14 protein-coding genes are annotated in these 18,047 nt (G+C 48.8%); 2 read left to right on the top strand and 12 right to left on the bottom strand.

Annotation, left to right across the window (positions count from 1 at the left end; all coding sequences use genetic code 11):
• Nucleotides 1-11: 11 nt before the first annotated feature.
• Nucleotides 12-1,298 carry an aminotransferase class V-fold PLP-dependent enzyme gene (locus HPY30_17840; GenBank protein ID QYZ67682.1) on the bottom strand — a complete coding sequence of 429 codons (1,287 nt, stop codon included), beginning with the start codon at nt 1,296-1,298 and terminating at the stop codon, nt 12-14.
• Nucleotides 1,299-1,450: 152 nt separating this feature from the next.
• On the opposite strand from HPY30_17840, the gene HPY30_17835 reads away from it, so the two are divergent.
• Both HPY30_17835 and HPY30_17830 read left to right on the top strand, forming a co-directional pair.
• Nucleotides 1,451-2,431 carry a cytochrome B6 gene (locus HPY30_17835; GenBank protein ID QYZ67681.1) on the top strand — a complete coding sequence of 327 codons (981 nt, stop codon included), beginning with the start codon at nt 1,451-1,453 and terminating at the stop codon, nt 2,429-2,431.
• Nucleotides 2,428-5,661, top strand: coding sequence for an EAL domain-containing protein (locus HPY30_17830; protein ID QYZ67680.1), 3,234 nt, complete (start codon nt 2,428-2,430; stop codon nt 5,659-5,661). Before HPY30_17835 ends, HPY30_17830 begins: the two co-directional genes overlap by 4 nt.
• A 564-nt stretch (nt 5,662-6,225) precedes the next feature.
• Here the strand turns inward: HPY30_17830 and HPY30_17825 are convergent.
• From HPY30_17825 to HPY30_17775, 11 genes are all read right to left on the bottom strand, one after another.
• The gene (locus HPY30_17825) at nt 6,226-7,110 is read right to left on the bottom strand and encodes a VOC family protein (protein ID QYZ67679.1); all 885 of its coding nucleotides are present in this window, start codon (nt 7,108-7,110) and stop codon (nt 6,226-6,228) included.
• 204 nt (nt 7,111-7,314) lie between these two features.
• Nucleotides 7,315-7,554 (bottom strand): DUF465 domain-containing protein, encoded by a 240-nt coding sequence (locus tag HPY30_17820; protein QYZ67678.1) that lies wholly within the window; start codon nt 7,552-7,554, stop codon nt 7,315-7,317.
• A 116-nt stretch (nt 7,555-7,670) separates the two neighbouring features.
• Nucleotides 7,671-9,749 carry an elongation factor G gene (locus HPY30_17815; protein QYZ67677.1) on the bottom strand — a complete coding sequence of 693 codons (2,079 nt, stop codon included), beginning with the start codon at nt 9,747-9,749 and terminating at the stop codon, nt 7,671-7,673.
• A gap of 452 nt (nt 9,750-10,201) precedes the next feature.
• Nucleotides 10,202-10,561, bottom strand: coding sequence for a DUF192 domain-containing protein (locus HPY30_17810; protein ID QYZ68120.1), 360 nt, complete (start codon nt 10,559-10,561; stop codon nt 10,202-10,204).
• A gap of 136 nt (nt 10,562-10,697) precedes the next feature.
• A complete protein-coding gene (locus tag HPY30_17805; protein QYZ67676.1) occupies nt 10,698-11,096 on the bottom strand; it encodes a sel1 repeat family protein in 399 nt (132 codons plus the stop codon).
• Nucleotides 11,097-11,174: 78 nt separating this feature from the next.
• On the bottom strand, nt 11,175-13,358 hold the full coding sequence (locus tag HPY30_17800; GenBank protein QYZ67675.1) for an EAL domain-containing protein: 2,184 nt from the start codon (nt 13,356-13,358) through the stop codon (nt 11,175-11,177).
• Nucleotides 13,359-13,743: 385 nt separating this feature from the next.
• Complete coding sequence (locus HPY30_17795; protein QYZ67674.1) at nt 13,744-14,913, bottom strand: hypothetical protein; 1,170 nt, start codon at nt 14,911-14,913, stop codon at nt 13,744-13,746.
• A gap of 68 nt (nt 14,914-14,981) precedes the next feature.
• Nucleotides 14,982-15,674: an SH3 domain-containing protein gene (locus HPY30_17790; GenBank protein QYZ68119.1), complete on the bottom strand. Its 693-nt coding sequence runs from the start codon at nt 15,672-15,674 to the stop codon at nt 14,982-14,984.
• 129 nt (nt 15,675-15,803) lie between these two features.
• Nucleotides 15,804-16,544: an S-methyl-5'-thioinosine phosphorylase gene (locus tag HPY30_17785; GenBank protein ID QYZ67673.1), complete on the bottom strand. Its 741-nt coding sequence runs from the start codon at nt 16,542-16,544 to the stop codon at nt 15,804-15,806.
• A 120-nt stretch (nt 16,545-16,664) separates the two neighbouring features.
• Nucleotides 16,665-17,270, bottom strand: a complete 606-nt coding sequence (locus HPY30_17780; protein QYZ67672.1) for a peroxiredoxin C — start codon at nt 17,268-17,270, stop codon at nt 16,665-16,667.
• Nucleotides 17,271-17,605: 335 nt separating this feature from the next.
• The gene (locus HPY30_17775) at nt 17,606-18,043 is read right to left on the bottom strand and encodes a hemerythrin domain-containing protein (GenBank protein ID QYZ68118.1); all 438 of its coding nucleotides are present in this window, start codon (nt 18,041-18,043) and stop codon (nt 17,606-17,608) included.
• Nucleotides 18,044-18,047: the final 4 nt, after the last annotated feature.

Here is an 18,047-nt window from a genome sequence, read left to right as displayed (position 1 = left end):
GCAGGAGAAGACTATCGGACAAACAAAAACCCCGCCGGCGCAGGCGGGGTTTCTCGCAGTGAATATGATGGACTATTCGGCAGCAGCCGGTGCAGTAACGGCAGGGGCAGCATGCGGGTAGCCACCGTAGCCATAACCCGGATAGCCACCATAGCCGTAACCCGGATAACCACCATAGCCGTAACCCGGATAACCACCATAATTGAGAATGCACGCAAAATCTCTTCTGGTCGATTATGGAAATGGGGCGAGAAGCGAATGCCCCCTCCGCGATAAGCGCAGACGACACCATGCTGCATAAGGCTCTGATAGAGTTCTTCATTGTCTACATCGGGTACCCTGAACGTAACTATGCCTGCCCGTTTCTCCTTCTCCTCGGGGGTAATAAGCTCAAAACCCAATCGCTTGGCCTCAGTAACAATGACATCGGTATTCGCGGCGATGGATTGCTGGATCGATTCAATGCCGGTCTCCAGAATGATCTCAAGACTGGCGTGCAGGGCATGAATGCCCAGCATATTCGGACTTCCGCACTCAAAACGCCTTGCTGATGAGGCTGGTGTCCATCCAACCTGGTCAAAATCTCCGGCATTATTCACCATGTGCCAGCCAAATTGGTTGAGTTTGAGTTCATCACGCAGGTTTGCCCGGCAGTAGAAGAGGGCGATTCCTTCCGGTCCCAACATCCATTTATGTCCGTCGGCCACAACAATGTCCGCTCGGAAAGCCTGTACATCAAAGGGGGCAGCGCCAAGGCTTTGGATGGCATCGACACAAAATAGAATGCCATTGTCTGCGCAAAATCTGCCCACCTGTTCGAGATTTAATTTCAAGCCAGAAGCATACTGCACTGAACTTATCGAGATCAGTCTCGTGTGCTCGTCACACAGGGCGGTGAGGTCATTTTCAGGGTCTTGAGTTTGATCAAGATCCAATAACCGAAGTTCAACACCAAATTGTGACAGTGATTCCCAAACGATGCGGTTGGAAGGGAACTCCTGGGCTATACTTACGATGTTTTCGCCTGGTTTCCAGTCAAGACCATAAGCGATGACCGACAGCGCCTCGGATGTATTCTTCAATAGTGCTATATCATCCACGGTTGGTGCGTTGATCAATCCTGCCAGTTGCCTGCGCAGATGATTCTCTGTTTTCAGCCAGTCGGGATAGTGTTGGGCACCTACAGAGCCGTTTTCCTGGGAGAAACGTTCAACGGCTTTAACCGTTTTCTGTGGCCAAGGCGCTACTGCTGCATGATTGAGATAGATTATTGATGGATTCAGAGAAAAAAGTGGCACAGTGCTCTCCAACTGGGTGAGGATTATATATGAGGCTGCTTCAGGTCAATCCATCAGAATCTTGGTTGGGGCCTGTTTCAGCTTGAATGGGATGCAATTCCAGTCAGGTTGTTACAAAATAGGCACAAAATTGGACTTAAAGTCGCCCCACCATGGACACCCATCTGATTAATTCTATAAGAATAATTTTATTCCTGCTGATTGTACTCACAGCATCCTCCATATCTGCTGCAGATGTGGAGCCGGATGAGCCTATTCTGCCCCTCCCCCTGGTCCAGGATCTGGCCCCAAAAATAGTAGCGATAGGGGACAAGCTTTTCCACGATCCCCGCCTTTCCCACGACAACACCATCAGTTGCGCACATTGCCATCGATTGTCGACAGGTGGAACCGACATGTTGCCCAAGTCTTTCGGCATTCGTGGACAGACAGGGACAATCAAAGCCCCAACGGTGTACAACAGTGCCTTTAATTTCGTCCAGTTCTGGGATGGCCGTGCGGCAACACTGGAGGAGCAAGTCAGCGGCCCCATCAATCATCCTCTTGAGATGGGTTCCAGCTGGCTGGAGGTCGTCAGTAAGTTGAAAGCCGATCCTGAGGTACTAGAGGCCTTTCGTGCACTCTACTCCGATGGCATCACTCCAGAAAACATCAAGGATGCTATCGCCACGTTTGAACGTTCTCTGGTTACATCCAACTCACGCTTTGACCAGTGGCTGCGGGGCGATGAGAGTGCCATAAATGATGCTGAGCTGGAGGGATACCTGAAGTTCAAAGACTATGGTTGCGCCAGCTGCCACCAAGGCATGAACGTTGGAGGAAATATGTATGGATATATGGGTGCCATGGGTGACTACTTTTCTGTGCGGGATACACCTGTAACAAAAGCTGATTTGGGAAGACAAAATGTCACCGGACGGAGTGAGGATCGCTTCCTGTTCAAGGTACCCAGCCTGAGATTGGCTGTCATTAATGGCCCCTATTTTCATGACGGCAGCACAGAAACACTTGAGGAAGCCATTAGAATCATGGCCCGTCATCAATTGGGCCGGGATATTCCTACAAAGGACATCAAATCCATTATCTCTTTTCTTCGCACACTGGTCGGTGAGCACCCAAGGCTCACTCCATGATCCAGAATCTCCTTGGCCCAAGACGCTTCCTGCTGTTTCTGCTTATTGCAGCCACCGCTGTAGTCTTTTTGACATCATTATGGGTAAAGGAGACAGATCAGTACGCCAAACAATCGGATCTCTTGATCCAGATGAAAGAGCTCGACGCTCGTCTGGATCGGGATGTCTTACGGGTCATATCTTTCCTATTGGTGCAATACGATCCATTGGTGGGTACCACTAAGCAGCTACGTAAGCTAGAGAAAAAGGTAAAAGATCCCAAACTCTCTTTCTATGAAAGTAAAGGCAAGGGGATGGACGATGCCATTGACATCTATTGGGCCTCAGTGGAGGTAAAGCTGCAGTTACAGGAGAGAATTAAGTCGCAGGCTGCCTTTGTCCGTAATGGGATCCACTATCTACCTGTGGCTGTGCAAGAGCTGAAGGAAATAGGTGATGACGTCTATGAGGAGGTTATGGCGTTGCTTAATCAACTCTATCGGTACAACCTCTCCTCCAGCAAGACTGAACTCAATCGAATTACTGAGCAGATAGAGGTTCTGAAACTACTGAATGACCTCCCGTCAACTCATCATAACACTCTGGATAACATCGTTTTTCATATGCAGGCCAATCTGAAAGGGCTTGCCCTACTCAAACAGTTGGAGGCTCGCTATCTCTCTATTCCCAGCCTTCAACAATTTGAAAATCTGCACAATATTCACGAAGCCTATCAGGCAGAGGATACCCGCCAAAGCCGGCAGACCAGTATTGTGTTGTCGGTGATTATCCTGTTCCTGCTCATGGGATTATGGCAACTGCTGCGTAAACTCGATAGTGCACGGCAGGTTGCCGAGCAGTCCTGGAACAGATTGCACGATGCTGTAGGAAGTCTATCTGAGGCATTTGCGCTGTTTGATAGTGATGAGCAATTAGTATTGCACAATAAAAAATTTGAGAAATTCTATCCTTGGTTAAGTGACCGGCTCCAGAAGGGTGTTTCGCTGAAAGAACTACTGAGAAGTATTCCCATTGTGTTCGAACGAAGCACGCTTGATGGCGAAAAGATTGAAAATGAAATACCACTTGAACTCTATCTTGAGCGTCCGGATAGTCACCGGTGGTACCTGGCAAGTAATAATCGTACTACCGAAGGCGGACTTGTCTGTGTCCGCACCGATATCACCGAGTCAAAAAAAGCCGAACTTGAACTTCGCAAACTTAGCCGCGCTCTGGAACAGAGCCCGGCTTCAGTTGTTATCACCAATACGAACGGGATCATAGAATATGTCAATCCCAAGTTTGAACGGATTTCAGGATATACGGCCAGTGAGGCTATCGGCCAGAACCCCAGAATAATGAAAAGTGGCGATAAGTCCCCGGAAGAGTACAAGGAGATGTGGGACACCATTACTGCAGGCAAAGAGTGGCGGGGTAACTTTCATAATAAACGTAAAGATGGATCCATCTACTGGGAATCAGCATCGATATCACCTCTGCGTAACGAGCAGGGAGAGGTAACCCATTTTATTGCTGTTAAAGAGGACGTCACTGCACAGAAACGGGCCGAAGACCTGTTGAGGATGAATGCCACGGTATTTGATACCACGACGGAAGGCATCATGGTGACTGATGCGGAAAACCGAATTAAAACTGTTAATCCTGCTTTCAGTCGTATCACCGGTTATGAGCCGAGCGAGGTGGTTGGGCGGAATCCCAGCATCCTCAGTTCCGGTCGCCAGAAGAAGCTATTTTATCAGGAGATGTGGCAGACAGTCTTGCATCAGGGCCATTGGTCGGGCGAAATCTGGAACCGCCGCAAAGACGGCAGTGTCTACCCCCAATGGCTTTCCGTTGCTTCCATCGAGGATGAAAAGGGCAGAGTGAGTGAATATGTCGCTGTTTTTTCCGATATCACTCAACGAAAGGAAAATGAGAAACAGATTCGCTACCAGGCAAACTATGATGCCCTAACCGGATTACCCAACCGCTCCCTCCTGCAAGACCGTCTTTCGCAAGCCATCATGTCGGCTGGACGAGAAGGGTGGGGATTAGCACTGCTGTTCATCGACCTGGATAAATTCAAAGTCGTTAACGATAGTTTTGGCCATGTAATCGGCGACGAATTGCTACAAAAGGTTGCCACACGCATCAAGGCCTGCGTTCGGGAAGTTGATACCGTAGCGCGTTTTGGTGGGGATGAATTTGTCGTTCTGCTACAGGACATTTCTGAGCCGGAAGATGCTGCGAAGGTTGCCAGCAAAATCATCGAAACAGTCTCCAGAGTGTTTGATCTTTCAAGCCGCGAAATCTTTGTCGGTGCGAGTATTGGCATTACCCTCTACCCAGAGGATGCTGATACACCAGATACTCTATTGCAGAATGCAGATATGGCGATGTATCTGGCAAAAGATACAGGGCGCAACCGTTTTCAGTTTTTTACCGCAAAGATACAAGAACAGGTCAGGATTCGACAAAGTCTGGAGCATGACCTGAGACAGGCTTTGAAGCGAGAAGAATTTGAGCTCTATTATCAACCTGTCGTAGATGCCCGAAATGAATCAATTGTTAGTGTTGAGGCACTCCTGCGATGGCATCATCCAGAACTGGGCTTTGTTGCCCCAGATACTTTTATTCCTATTGCGGAGGAGATCGGTTTGATCGGAAAGATCGGGATGTGGATACTGCATGCCGGTTGTCAGCAAGTGCATGAATGGCATCAGGCCGGTTTGGGTAATATTGAAATTGCATTCAACCTGTCTGGCAGGCAAAGGGAATTGGGATTGACTGCAAATAACATCTCTCAGATATTGCGCGAAACAGGTCTATCCGGTGAATTCCTTACCCTTGAAATTACTGAAAGTGAGCTTATAGAGGACACAGCAGAGGAGATTACCTGGCTGCAGTCATTTAAAAATGTCGGTGCAAAATTGTCCATAGATGATTTTGGTACCGGCTACTCATCACTTAGCTATTTAAAACGTTTCCCGGTGGATATTTTGAAGATTGATCGGGCTTTTGTCATTGATCTGCCTGACCACCAGGATGATGCTTCTCTCGTTGAGGCAATTGTTGCCATAGCAAAAAGCCTTAACCTCAAATTGGTAGCAGAGGGTGTAGAAACACTTGCCCAAGCAGAGTTTCTAAAGAAAATTGGTTGCGATTATCTACAAGGCTACCATTTTGGTAAACCAATGCCTGCAGCTGAACTCGCCGAAAAGATAGGTGTCGTTACAGATCCAGCTCCCTGAATATTTTGCCGATAAATTGGAGATATTAATAATTATCGTATGTGCATAATATATATTATGTTAAATTGTAATTATTCTAAATTCTCTCTGTTGAGTGGTAGCGCCATGGCATGACGTACCTCCCTACTAGCGAGTTACAAGCATACTGCCCTACACGAGGCAGTGGCAGGCAGCGTCAAAGTTTTCAATCCCACCTAGAGCGCAACAGCAGATTCGGACGAGGAAACCCAGTCATTGCACCTCAGCGTGATCTTCTTGGCCGTGACGCGGGTCTTGCTGCAGGCCGACCTATGTTGCCTGGTGGCCTGGCAATTGGATTGGTAGGCTTGGGTGGCCTGGAGATGGGTGGCTTGGGCCGATCGGGTTTCCCTGGTGGTGGGTTCACGATAATCGTGTCGCCGCCACATCCCCAACAAGGGTAAGGGTCGTAGTAGCCACCATAGTAAGCGCCGTATGAAACGGAGCCGCCAACGGATGAGGAGCCAGTGCTCGAACATCCTGTCAACAGCGCGGCACCCAGTAACAGGATGAGGCCAAACATTTTTCGACGGAATAGTGTCATGATCACTCTCCCCCTTCGGTGGCAATACCAGGCCATTTCTGAATCATGAAGAGTGCCCCGGCGGGGTCAGCAAGCAGTGCGGTCTGCTTGTCTTCTTCAGCTGACCCGGACTTTACCAGTACCCTGCCCCCCAGATTGGTTACAACATCCGAAATCTTTTGTGGATCGGCAACACGGATTACAGGCACCCACCGCCGCTCTAATTTTTTATCGAACACCCCTCTGATGCCGGCACGCCATTTTCCATTCATTTTCAGAATCCAGTAGTTCTCCCGGTTTTCTCGTGAGGAATAACCCACCAAGGTTTGGTAGAAATCGAGTGAAGTCGCGGGATCATTTGACCAAAGTTCATCCCAAAGCCAATCGTTGATGGCGGGTTCGTTATCTTCGGGATCACCGCTGGCTGATCGAAGAAGCAGAATTTGTGCGCCTTGAGGGTCGCTGATCAAGGTACCCCGTCCTCGGTGGCGCATATTTGTAGGCCCCTCATGTATCTTGCCTCCCTGCTCACGGATGAACTCGGCAGCTTGATCGACATTCGACACTGAGAGTGATGCGATCCAGCGAGCAATACCTCGACCATTAGGTTTTGGTTTGATTTCAACCATGCCGCCGATTGCCTGCCCGTCCCGCATCACAACAGTATAAGCACCCTGGCGCTTGAAGCCCCATCCAAACAATTGCCCATAAAAGTCTTCAGCCTGTGCCACATCCTGGGTCAGCAGATCATGCCAAACTATTTTACCGGGGAAGTGCTTGTGAGTAGCGGGAGAAGCGACAGGCGTCAGATCCAGCGTTGAGCAACCGTTGAGCGCTGCAAAAGTGAATAACAGAGCAATAATCACCATTGAGGGTGCGGCATGTCTGCGAAATCTCTGTGTACTCATCGTCATTATCCATAACTCCAGGTAGCCTGGGATGCATAATATACTTGAGGAGATTCAATGTCCTAATGAATTTAGGACAGAGTGGGATATTCTGAAGATGTGCCGATTCCATAGAATGGTTTTGCACACGAAAGCATAGCCCGAATGGGCCTGGCTGGTGGAGCTAACCTAAACATCCCCGCGTAAACGCGAGGATGTTAGCAATCACGCTTGGCGAAGACGCGCGTAGACCTTATCCTTAAGCTCTGTGCGCTCATACTTCATCGCTTCGAGGCTTTCATCCGCGATAGGTTGTCCGCGCTCTTCGAGTTCACGGATTTCATTGTCGAGTTTATCGTGCTTCTTCACCAGCTCAGCAAATTCTGCGTCTGCTGCACTGAGTGCCTCGAGCTTCTGGTGAAGTTCGGGGAATTCATGGTCGATATCGTGGTGTTCTGAAAGCATGTTGCCCTCCCTCTTTTCTCTTATCAGGGTCAGACCAGAATGATTTCTGCACCGACCCTTTATTAAAGCAGGGATTACCGAATCGGTTTATCCGGCAATCCCTTCTTGAAGAACCTTTAACCCTGACGCGCCTTGACTTCCTTGATCACCTGCTCCGCGACACTGTTTGGGCAGGGAGCGTAGTGTGAGAACTCCATGGAGAACTGACCACGACCAGAGGTCATGGTCCGAAGGTCACCGATGTATCCAAACATCTCACTCAGAGGTGCATCAGCCTTAACGCGCACGCCTGTGGTGCCTGCTTCCTGAGATTTGATCATGCCACGGCGTCGGTTGAGGTCACCAATTACGTCACCCACGTGGTCATCAGGGGTGAAGACGTCGACCTTCATCACTGGTTCAAGCAACTGGGGACCCGCTTTCGGCACAGTCTGACGATATGCTGCCTTTGCAGCGATCTCATAGGCGACCGCTGAGGAGTCCACAGCATGGAAACTACCATCAACCAGGGTGACCTTCACATCGAGCAAAGGAAAGCCAGCCAAGGTGCCCTCCTGCATGCTGAGCGCAAAGCCCTTTTGCACCGCAGGCCAGAACTCACGGGGGACGTTACCACCGGTGACCACGGACTCGAATTCGAAGCCACTATTCTGCTCGCCGGGTTCAACGATGTAGTCGATTTTGGCGAACTGACCAGAACCACCGGTCTGTTTCTTGTGGGTGTAACTCTCTTCGATACGTTTTGTAATCGTCTCGCGGTATGCCACTTGGGGCTTACCAACGGTAACATCTACTCCATGCGTACGCTTGAGGATGTCGACCTTGATGTCGAGATGCAGCTCACCCATGCCTTTTATTATCGTCTCACCACTCTCCTCGTCGGTTTCTACGCGGAATGAGGGATCTTCCTGCATCATTTTGTTGAGTGCGATGCCCATCTTCTCCGAGCCACCTTTGTCATTCGGCGAGATAGCAATGGAGATAACCGGATCAGGGAAGACCATCGGCTCAAGGGTGGCAGGTCGCTTCTGATCGCATAGCGTGTGGCCCGTCTGAGTGTTCTTCAGACCTACCAGAGCGATAATATCACCAGCCTGGGCAGAACTGAGCTCCTCACGGGAGTCGGCATGCATCTCCACGATACGACCGATACGTTCGGTCTTCCCGGTGAAGGTGTTGAGTACGGTGTCGCCCTTCTTCAGCTGGCCTGAGTAGATTCTGGTAAAGGTCAGCGCACCGAAGCGGTCGTCCATAATCTTGAATGCCAATGCACGCAGAGGGTATTCCGGATCGACAAGGGCATACTCACCGGTCTCATTACCTTCCATATCGACCTCCGGCTGAGGCTTGACCTCCACCGGGTTGGGCAGATAGTCAACAACAGCGTTCAGAATCGGCTGAACGCCCTTGTTCTTGAAAGCGGAGCCGCAGTAGGTGGGGAAGAAATCGAGTGCGATGGTACCCTTACGAATGCAAGCCTTGAGGGTATCCATGTCAGGCTCTTCGCCTTCCAGATACTTCTCCATTGCATCATCGTCCTGCTCGACTGCCGCCTCGATCAATTTCTCGCGCCACTCTTCGACCTGATCAACCATATCGGCTGGCACGTCCTGGATTTCGTACTTCTCAGGGTTACCTGAGTCATCCCAGATCCACGCTTTACGAGTCAGCAGGTCTACCACGCCGACAAACTGGTCTTCAGTACCGATAGGCAGCACCATGACCAGGGGATTTGCACCCAATACCTTTTCCACCTGGTTGACTACGCGGTAGAAGTCGGCACCGATACGGTCGAGTTTGTTGACCAGGATGATACGGGCAACCTCGGATTCGTTGGCATAGCGCCAGTTTGTCTCGGATTGGGGCTCAACACCGCCGGAACCACAAAATACGCCTACACCGCCGTCAAGCACCTTCAGTGAGCGATAAACCTCAATAGTGAAGTCAACGTGTCCAGGGGTATCAATGATGTTTAGACGGTGCCCGTTCCACTCGCAAGAGGTGGCAGCGGACTGGATGGTAATACCGCGCTCCTGCTCCTGCTCCATGAAATCAGTGGTGGCCTCGCCATCATGAACCTCACCTGTCTTATGGATCTTGCCAGTGAGCTTCAAAATGCGCTCTGTGGTGGTTGTTTTACCAGCATCCACATGGGCAAAAATACCGATATTTCGATAATGGGTGAGGTCTGTCATTTCTGTTTCCTAGTAATCCCAACTAAATCTTGGTGGGCATTGAGACGATGCCACGCCAAACACAGGCGATAGCTTTGCGGATGCAGACCCTACCAGTAAAGATGCTGGTGTCAATACTGAATCTGCATGTGAGCGGGAATATAACCCCTCTTCCAACCGTGAAAAACCTGTGGCGATGGGGATTTTACTAGAATTTCCTCTTGTTTTCGCCCTGAATTAACCAATTAAATACATTCATATTCACCAGCAAGATATTGATAATAAAGAATTAATTAAGTTAGTATTATTGTCTTGATAATCTCGTGTACTTAAGAGTCTCCTCAGAAATTATTAGTTGGCGAGCAAATCACAAAATTTCAGGCTAAATAGTGGATGAGCGAAATATTCACTGCGCAGGAATTAAATTCTTCTCATCCAGTGAAGCGGATTTAAAATCAGTATTGGCTGAAGAATTATCTTGTTTGGGTTGATGGATGTCTCGACAGATGAAGTGTGGCGCCGGTTGTCAAATGCTTTCTCGAGAACCAGCCTTGTGACATCTCCAAAGCATAGAGGGCCGGTTTTGCAGAAGAATAGGACTTTTCACCATCGTCCGGCTCCATTGACTGGATATTGATAAGTATTCGATCTTGGTCGAAAAAGGCGACGTCCAGTGGTATTTCCACGTTCAACATCCAGATATGCAGAATCTTCTCCTTGGGAAATACAAAGAGTAGCCCTTCGTCAACACCTAGTTTCTTCCGAAATGAGAGTCCCCGTAGGCGCGATTCCTGGTCGTCAGCCACACTGACAACAGCTGGAACAGCACCAATATTTATCACCTCATATTCTATTTCGCTGCATCCGCCAAGGATAGCGATAATCAAAAAAGCAAGTGTGAGGCGTAGCGGTGGTTGAAACAATGGTATTTTCCCTCCAATTGCCGATGCATAGAGGGTCCGGCATGAACTATTGCTCGTGTGATGTCTCACTTAGATTAAGCTGCTCACGATATTCCTGGAGTAATCTTTCGGCGTCTCCAACCTGTTTCAGGGTCATTGCGGAGGATGCGGCATCCTGAAACCGCTGACCATATCTATCACCCATTTGAGCGCTCAACCCAAACCAGGCATAAGCCTTCACATAATCTTTCTCTGTTCCCAGGCCATAGAGATACATACTTCCAAGTTTACCGAAGGCACGCTCATCTCCCGCAAATGACGCCGCGTGAAATTCGTTGAAAGCGGTCAGCCTGTCACCTTTTCGGTTGGCTTCCATTCCCTCTTCAAGTCCCGCTTGGCTGGGGAAGGTGGCAAAAAGAAAAATCAGGCTGCAAACTGCTATTAATCGTTGTTTTGGATTAATCATTAAGAAAATTCGTAGTAATTAATGGTTGGAATGCCACTCATCCTACAAAAAACAATGCGATACAGCAACGCAATGAAATTAGTTCATTACTTTGAAGTTGTGCCAATTCTTCAACATATCCGAGAAGATTTCCATAGGAACGGGCTCATGGAACAGAAACCCCTGCACTTCATCACAACCTGAATGCTGCAGGAATTTGAATTGGTCAAGAGTTTCAACCCCCTCCCCTATGGTTTTAAGGTTGAGATACTGGGCCATCGAGATAATTGTTTTTGTTATCGTTGCGTTGTTTTGATCGGTTGAAACATCCTGAATAAACGATTGATCAATCTTAAGTTTGTCGATCGCCATTTGGTTAAGATAAGAGAGGCTTGAGTAACCTGTGCCAAAGTCATCTATGGCTATGTTGACTCCCTGCGCTTTCAATTGGGTCAACGTATCTTTCACTTCGACAATATTTTGCATGAAGGCCGTCTCTGTCATCTCCAACTCAAGGTAGCGTGGGCTTAATTGGGTATCACCCAAGATACTGTTCACTTGGTTGAGAAAATCAGTTCTGCGGAATTGAACAGGTGAAACATTTACTGCAATCGGAATCTTCGGCAAGCCTGCGTCATGCCAAATTCTGTTGCGACAACATACTTCCCTTAGAACATATTCGCCTAGAGAAACTATCAGTCCGGTATCTTCAGCGATAGGAATGAAATGATCTGGCAGGATATATCCACGCTCAGGATGTCGCCAGCGCAACAGCGCCTCGGCACCAATCAATTCACCCGTTTGGATGTCGATCTGGGGTTGGAAAAAGAGTTTGAACTGATCCTTCTCCATGGCGATACGCATATCGTTTTCCATCGCCAACCGGTCTCTTACCTGTGCCTGCATCTCTGGAAGATAGAAGCGTATGGCATTACGCCCCTCCTCCTTGGCTTTATACATGGCTGTGTCTGCCCGGCGAATAATGTCCTCGGCAGTCTCCCCATCACCAGAAAAAAGCGTTACGCCAATACTGCTGGTCGTGTGCAGTTCATATTCCCTGATGTGGTAAGGCTCTGCCAGGCTTGCTTTGAATTTCTCCGCTATCGATAAAACCTTATTTGTTGCTGATTCGTGATCTGGACCCAGTTCATTCAGCACCATCATGAACTCATCACCACCCAGACGGGCCAAAGTATCGTCTTTTCTGACCAGTTTCTTCAATCGCCGGGAAAACTCTTTCAGCATCCCGTCACCCACGAGATGTCCCAGTGAGTCATTGATATTCTTAAATCGGTCCAAATCTATGAAGACGCTTGCACCAACGGAACCGCTTCGGCTTGAGCGTGCAAGGGCCTGATTGAGACGGTCAAACAATAAAACTCTATTCGGCAGACCTGTCAGACTATCGTGATAAGCGAGAAATTCGACCTCGGCTTCTGCACGTCGCTGCTTGCTGACATCAACCATACTGGACAGGAAGTGGATGATCGTGCCTTTATTGTCTCTAATCAGGCTGATACTCGTCCATTGAGGGTAAACCTCGCCATTTCTACGTTGATTCCATATCTCTCCCTGCCATGAGCCAGAGTCAGTCAACTGCTTCCATAGATTGCGGTAAAAACGATCATCATGTCTCCCTGACTTGAGGATGCTCGGTGTCTTACCGAATACATCTTCTGGCGAATAACCGGTCATCTCAACAAAGCGCCTGTTTACTCGCTGAATCCTACCTTGGTCGTCAGTGATGATCATCGCATCGTGCGCCTCAAATACCATGGAGGACAAACGAAGTTCTTGTTCCAGTGCTTTTTGTGACGTTATATCGTGAAGCGTGACGACAGCACCAATCCGCTCCCCTTCTTTATTCGTAAGTGTTTCTCCATTCGCCAGAAGTGTACGTTCAGTACCGCCATTTGGAGGCGAGACAAAAATCTCCTGCCCGCGTACCTTTCCATCTTGCAAAGTGCGATACAGAGGAGATTCATCACGTGCGAGTAAGTGTGCTCCATCCGCACTATGCAAGCCATATTGAGAAGCGCACTCGTTAACGGGGATATGAAGTTCGCTGTTACCCAGAAAGGTTCTGGCGGCGGGGTTAAAAAGAGTCAAATGGCCATCCTTGTCGCAGACAACTATACCGTCGGATATCGATTCCAGTATCGTATTTAAAAATTGGCGCTCTTCCTTAAGCGCTTGTTCGGCAAGTTTACTCACGCGAAAAACAAATAGAACTTTATGGAAGAAAAGGTAGTTAACCAATATGCCAGCCAAAAGAACGCCCAAGTGAATACCTATCAGAATCCATGCAGCATTACTGGTCAATGGCAGACTATAGAGATTCCACAGAACAGAACATAGGATTAATAAAACCCAAAGGCCATACATCAGAAGGGAATAATTCCGCATTCCAAAAGTGTGATTTATTATTGGTATCTGCATTTATTGTTGAATCACACTTGTCTGCTAAGCATTAATAAACGTATCTTGTTTTACAGCCCAGGCAACTATTGAATCCCTGACTAATTTTGTCGTTGGTCATCATTTAATCACTTAAAAACAACGTCCTTAATAATTTTTCATGCAATTTGTCAATAGTATTAACTGAGAAAGGCGGTCACACAATGGTGGCCGCCTTTCCTTGTAAATCAACAGATTTTCAGGCGATCTGTTATTGGTTGCTCATAGGTGATGGATGCCCATAAGGACGGTAGCCTTGCCCCCAACCTGGACGGTATTGCGCGGGCGGTGGCGCCATTGCATCCCGCAACGCTCGTTCAGCCTGAATCAGGTTGCGCATGGCCTCCCTTTCGGCCTCTGCAGCCTGACGCAGATCGTCAAATTCCTTAAGGATGCGAGTCACAGATTCTGACCTGGCAATCACTGGTGCAGCATGGGGCGATGCCGCAGCAGCGTTGGGGGTGCTGGCGTCGTCAGCTGGGCTAGCCTCTGAAGCAGCAACCGTGTCAGTTGCCACTTCAGTCTCAACTGTGGCGGCAACACTTTCTGTCGTTGGTGTTGGTGCTGCTTCTGGATCTGGAGCGGCAGTTACTTCACTGGCAGATTCCTTGCTATCCATGGACTCCACACTCACTACTGCATCTGTAGCAGCTGATGCCGTTGGCTCATTGGGTGCAGCGTCCGCAGCTTCAGTCTCTGCTGCAACGCTGTCAGCCGCATTTACCGAGTCTTCTTTGGCAGAAGTTTCGGCACTCTCAGTTTGAACCGCCGCGCTAGCGGGCTGACCACCTGATACTGTTCCAAGAATTTCTGCAGCCTGTTGAGTGGTTTCAGTCGTTGTAACCTGTTCAGAAGAAGTTTGGCTCTGACCAGCGGATCCAGCAGCCTCATCGCCAGGATGTTTTGCTAGAGAGCGAACATAGGCAAAACCAATAATTATGATCAGTAACCAGAAGATAATTTTTGGCCAGAATCCCGCTGAACTGCTGGGTGTGGTTGTCATTTCCATCTCCTCTTTTTGCGTTTTATCCGGTTCTTCAGTGTGACTCTGTACCGCCTTTTTTTCTGTGGAAAGGACAGCAGCAGCGGCTGAAGCTAAATCAGAAACAGATGAGACTGTAGTGTCTGTTTCTGCTTTAGGGGTTGACTCTACGACAACAGGTTGTTCAGCAGTGGCTTCTGTGGGCTTGGTATCTGGTTTTGCAGCAGGGACGACCTTCTTAGCCGGCACCGATTTTTTGGTGGACTTTTTCTTTGCAACTTTCTTCTTCGCTGCTTTTTTGGCAACCTTCTTTTTTGCGGCTTTTTTCTTCGTGGTTTTCTTTTTAGGTGCAGAGGACTCAGGTTCGGTCACATCAGTTTCCTTCTCATTTTCTGCCATCGTCACAGTTCCTCCAGATCATACAGGCCCTTGGCAATTCGCCATATCCTAGCATAGCACTAGCAAAATTACTTTGGATAAGAATTCCGGGTCATATCACTATTTCCATCACCAGCTTGTGCCTCAACCAGCCAACCAGCCATCCAGCCTCTGGCCAGGGTTTCCCGCACGATAACCTGGACCCAATCACCACTATTGCCTAGTGTGATCATTGCAGCACCACTCTCCACAGTGGCAACCAAGCTGTAGTCAGTGCCCGGACCTGACCGTAAATTAGCCCGCTCAACCTTCACACCTATAGTTTCGCCAATCCAGGGTTCTGACAATATTTTTTCCAAGCCGTTTTCCTCGCTCCACTGGTTGGTTTGAAGAAGATTCCTAATATACTCTCTGGCGTCTTTATGCCCGCCTCTAGCAGCAATCAGGTACCAGTAGAGGGCCTCCCGTTCGTCCTTTTTTACCCCTTCGCCAGCGGTATAAGCAAGACCTATGGCAAACTGTGCATCATGATGTCCGCGTTCTGCGGCTCTTTTCCACCAGCTGATGGCTTTTTCGATATCGACACTCAGTCCATTCCCATTGGCATAGAGCCAACCAAGGTTGTATGCGGCATCTTTATGGCCTTCCACCGCCAGGGGATTCCAGATACAGAATGCCTCGGCAAAGTCTCCTCGCTGCAATGCGATCAATCCCAAATCAAAACGGTCTGCTCGGGAAACATTACAGTACAGCAGGATGATAGGCAGGAAGATCAGCACCATCCATTCTGTGCGGGAGAATCCGTTGCTCTGCTGAGGTTTGGGTTGCATTGGGCCTCTGAGTCGTCTGTGAGCTAAGGAGCCTCTGTATGAACTGGGCTCACGCGAGTTTGCGATTCGTTATAAGACGCTTCAGTAGTGCTGAAGAAGTCTGGCAACCAATCTATTGACGTCGGACATGCCGGTTTTCAGGTTCTTTTCTATCGCTTCCACGCTAATTGGATCACCACTTTTTCCAGCCGCCCAGTTTGCTACTACTGCGCAACAGGCATAACAGAGATTCAGCTCTCTGGCCAGCGAGGCCTCTGGCATTCCGGTCATGCCCACGATGTCACAACCGTCCTGCTCCAAGCGATGTATCTCCATCGCTGTTTCCAGCCGCGGCCCCTGAGTAGCTCCGTATGTACCACGGGCAGTCAGCGGAGCTGACACCTCTTCTCCTGCTTCAATCAAAGCTTTCCTTAACGGTTCGCAGTAGGGATTGGTAAAATCAATATGCGTAACCTGTTCGAGATCATACTCAAACAGCGTATGTTCCCGCCCATAGGTATAGTCGATAATCTGATCAGGAACAACAATCTGACCAGGCCCCATATCACGGGTAATTCCCCCCACGGCGGCGATAGAAATCACAGCCTCAACACCTATATGCTTCAGCGCCCAAAGATTTGCCCGATAGTTCACCCGGTGCGGCGGGATAGTGTGGGAAGGACCATGGCGCGGCAGAAAAATCACATCTGTCGAGCCGAAAATACCATGTGTCAGGGTCGCTGAGGGTTCACCAAACGGCGTATGTGATACCTCGCGGTGGGTGATTTCCAAATCAGGAATCTTATCCAGACCCGTTCCGCCAATGATGGCCAGTTTCGTCATTAATATTTGCCCGGCAACAATATCTTATAGAGCGATTCTAACCTAGTTTCCAGGACAAAAAAAAGCCGACTGAAGCTCAGTCGGCTTTTTTTGGACAGGTCGGACTATCTTACTGAGCGATCAGAGCTCCTCTGCATGACCAGCAAGGTATTCTGCGACACCATCAGGTGTGCCCTTCATGCCGGCATCACCTTCCTTCCAGCCAGCGGGGCAAACCTCACCATGCTCTTCGGTGAACTGCAGCGCATCAATCATGCGCAACATCTCATCGATATTACGACCAAGGGGGAGGTCATTGACGACTTGGTGACGTACCACACCATTTTTATCGATCAGGAATGAGCCGCGAAAAGCAACACGGCCGTTGGGCGTCTCAACATCATAGCTCTTGCAGATAGCATGATCGAGATCAGCAACCAGTGGGTATTTTACAGCACCAATTCCACCGTCATTCACAGCAGTGTTACGCCAGGCGTTGTGTGTAAAGTGGGAATCGATTGAGCAACCAACGACTTCTACACCACGCTTTTTGAACTCTTCCAAGCGATGATCGAAAGCAATCAGTTCTGAGGGGCAAACGAAAGTAAAGTCGAGGGGATAGAAAAACAGTACGGCATATTTTCCATCGGTCGCCTCTTTAAAGTTGAAGGCATCTACAATAGTGCCATCACCCAGCACGGCAGGTGCAGTAAAATCTGGAGCCTCACGGCCAACAAGTACGCCCATTTGTTTACCTCTTTAATGGAATGTCTGGACAGATGTCCTGTAATAAAATTCAGTGGAGCCAGTCCCTGAAGTTGCACGAAATCTTAAGTGTTTTTGTCAGGAATTAGAATAAGAATAAATTAAAGTCAGCGATTAATAAAAACTATCGGCATAGAATGCCTCACCTAAGGCCTATTGTATCCATCTGAGGATCAGGAAATATTGACAAACGTAGGGTGCGCTGGGCGCACCATGATTGCTGAAGCTGCTTATTCTTGTGCGCACGGTGCACCCTACCAGATGCTCAAAACAAAAAAGGGGCCGAAGCCCCTTTATGATCGGCAATTGCGAGTGTGTTACTGCGCGGCAGCCTGACCGTAAATGCCGTTGGATTCGAGCGTAGGTAACAAAACGGATTGCTCACGTTCAATGCGCTCATCCACCATATCGAATATTTCGAAGGTGTCGGCAATAAAGTCATCAGTAAAGTTGAAGTCGCAATTCTTCAACCATTTCTGATGGTAATCGTCAAACTGCTTACGCATGGGCTTCTGACCATTGAGGAAGCCCCATGCCATGGATTTCAGCTTGGGATCTTCATGCGTCAGCAGCTCAGGGTAGATTCCCTGATCCTGATCTGCCATATGGTCTTTCATTTTCGCTGATAGATCGCATATCAGCTGGTATGCGGTTTTTGCATTGGGTCGAATCTTCAACTGATCCTTGGTCATCATAGCCCGCAGGTCACTGATCATCTCATGCAACTCTGCATGACGTGCTTTAAGGGTTTTAATGGAC

The organism is Gammaproteobacteria bacterium (ex Lamellibrachia satsuma), from assembly GCA_019623805.1.
Lineage (GTDB): Bacteria > Pseudomonadota > Gammaproteobacteria > Chromatiales > Chromatiaceae > QGON01.
The sequence above is the reverse complement of the archived record's forward strand: the minus strand, read 5'-3'. Positions and strand labels throughout refer to the sequence as shown.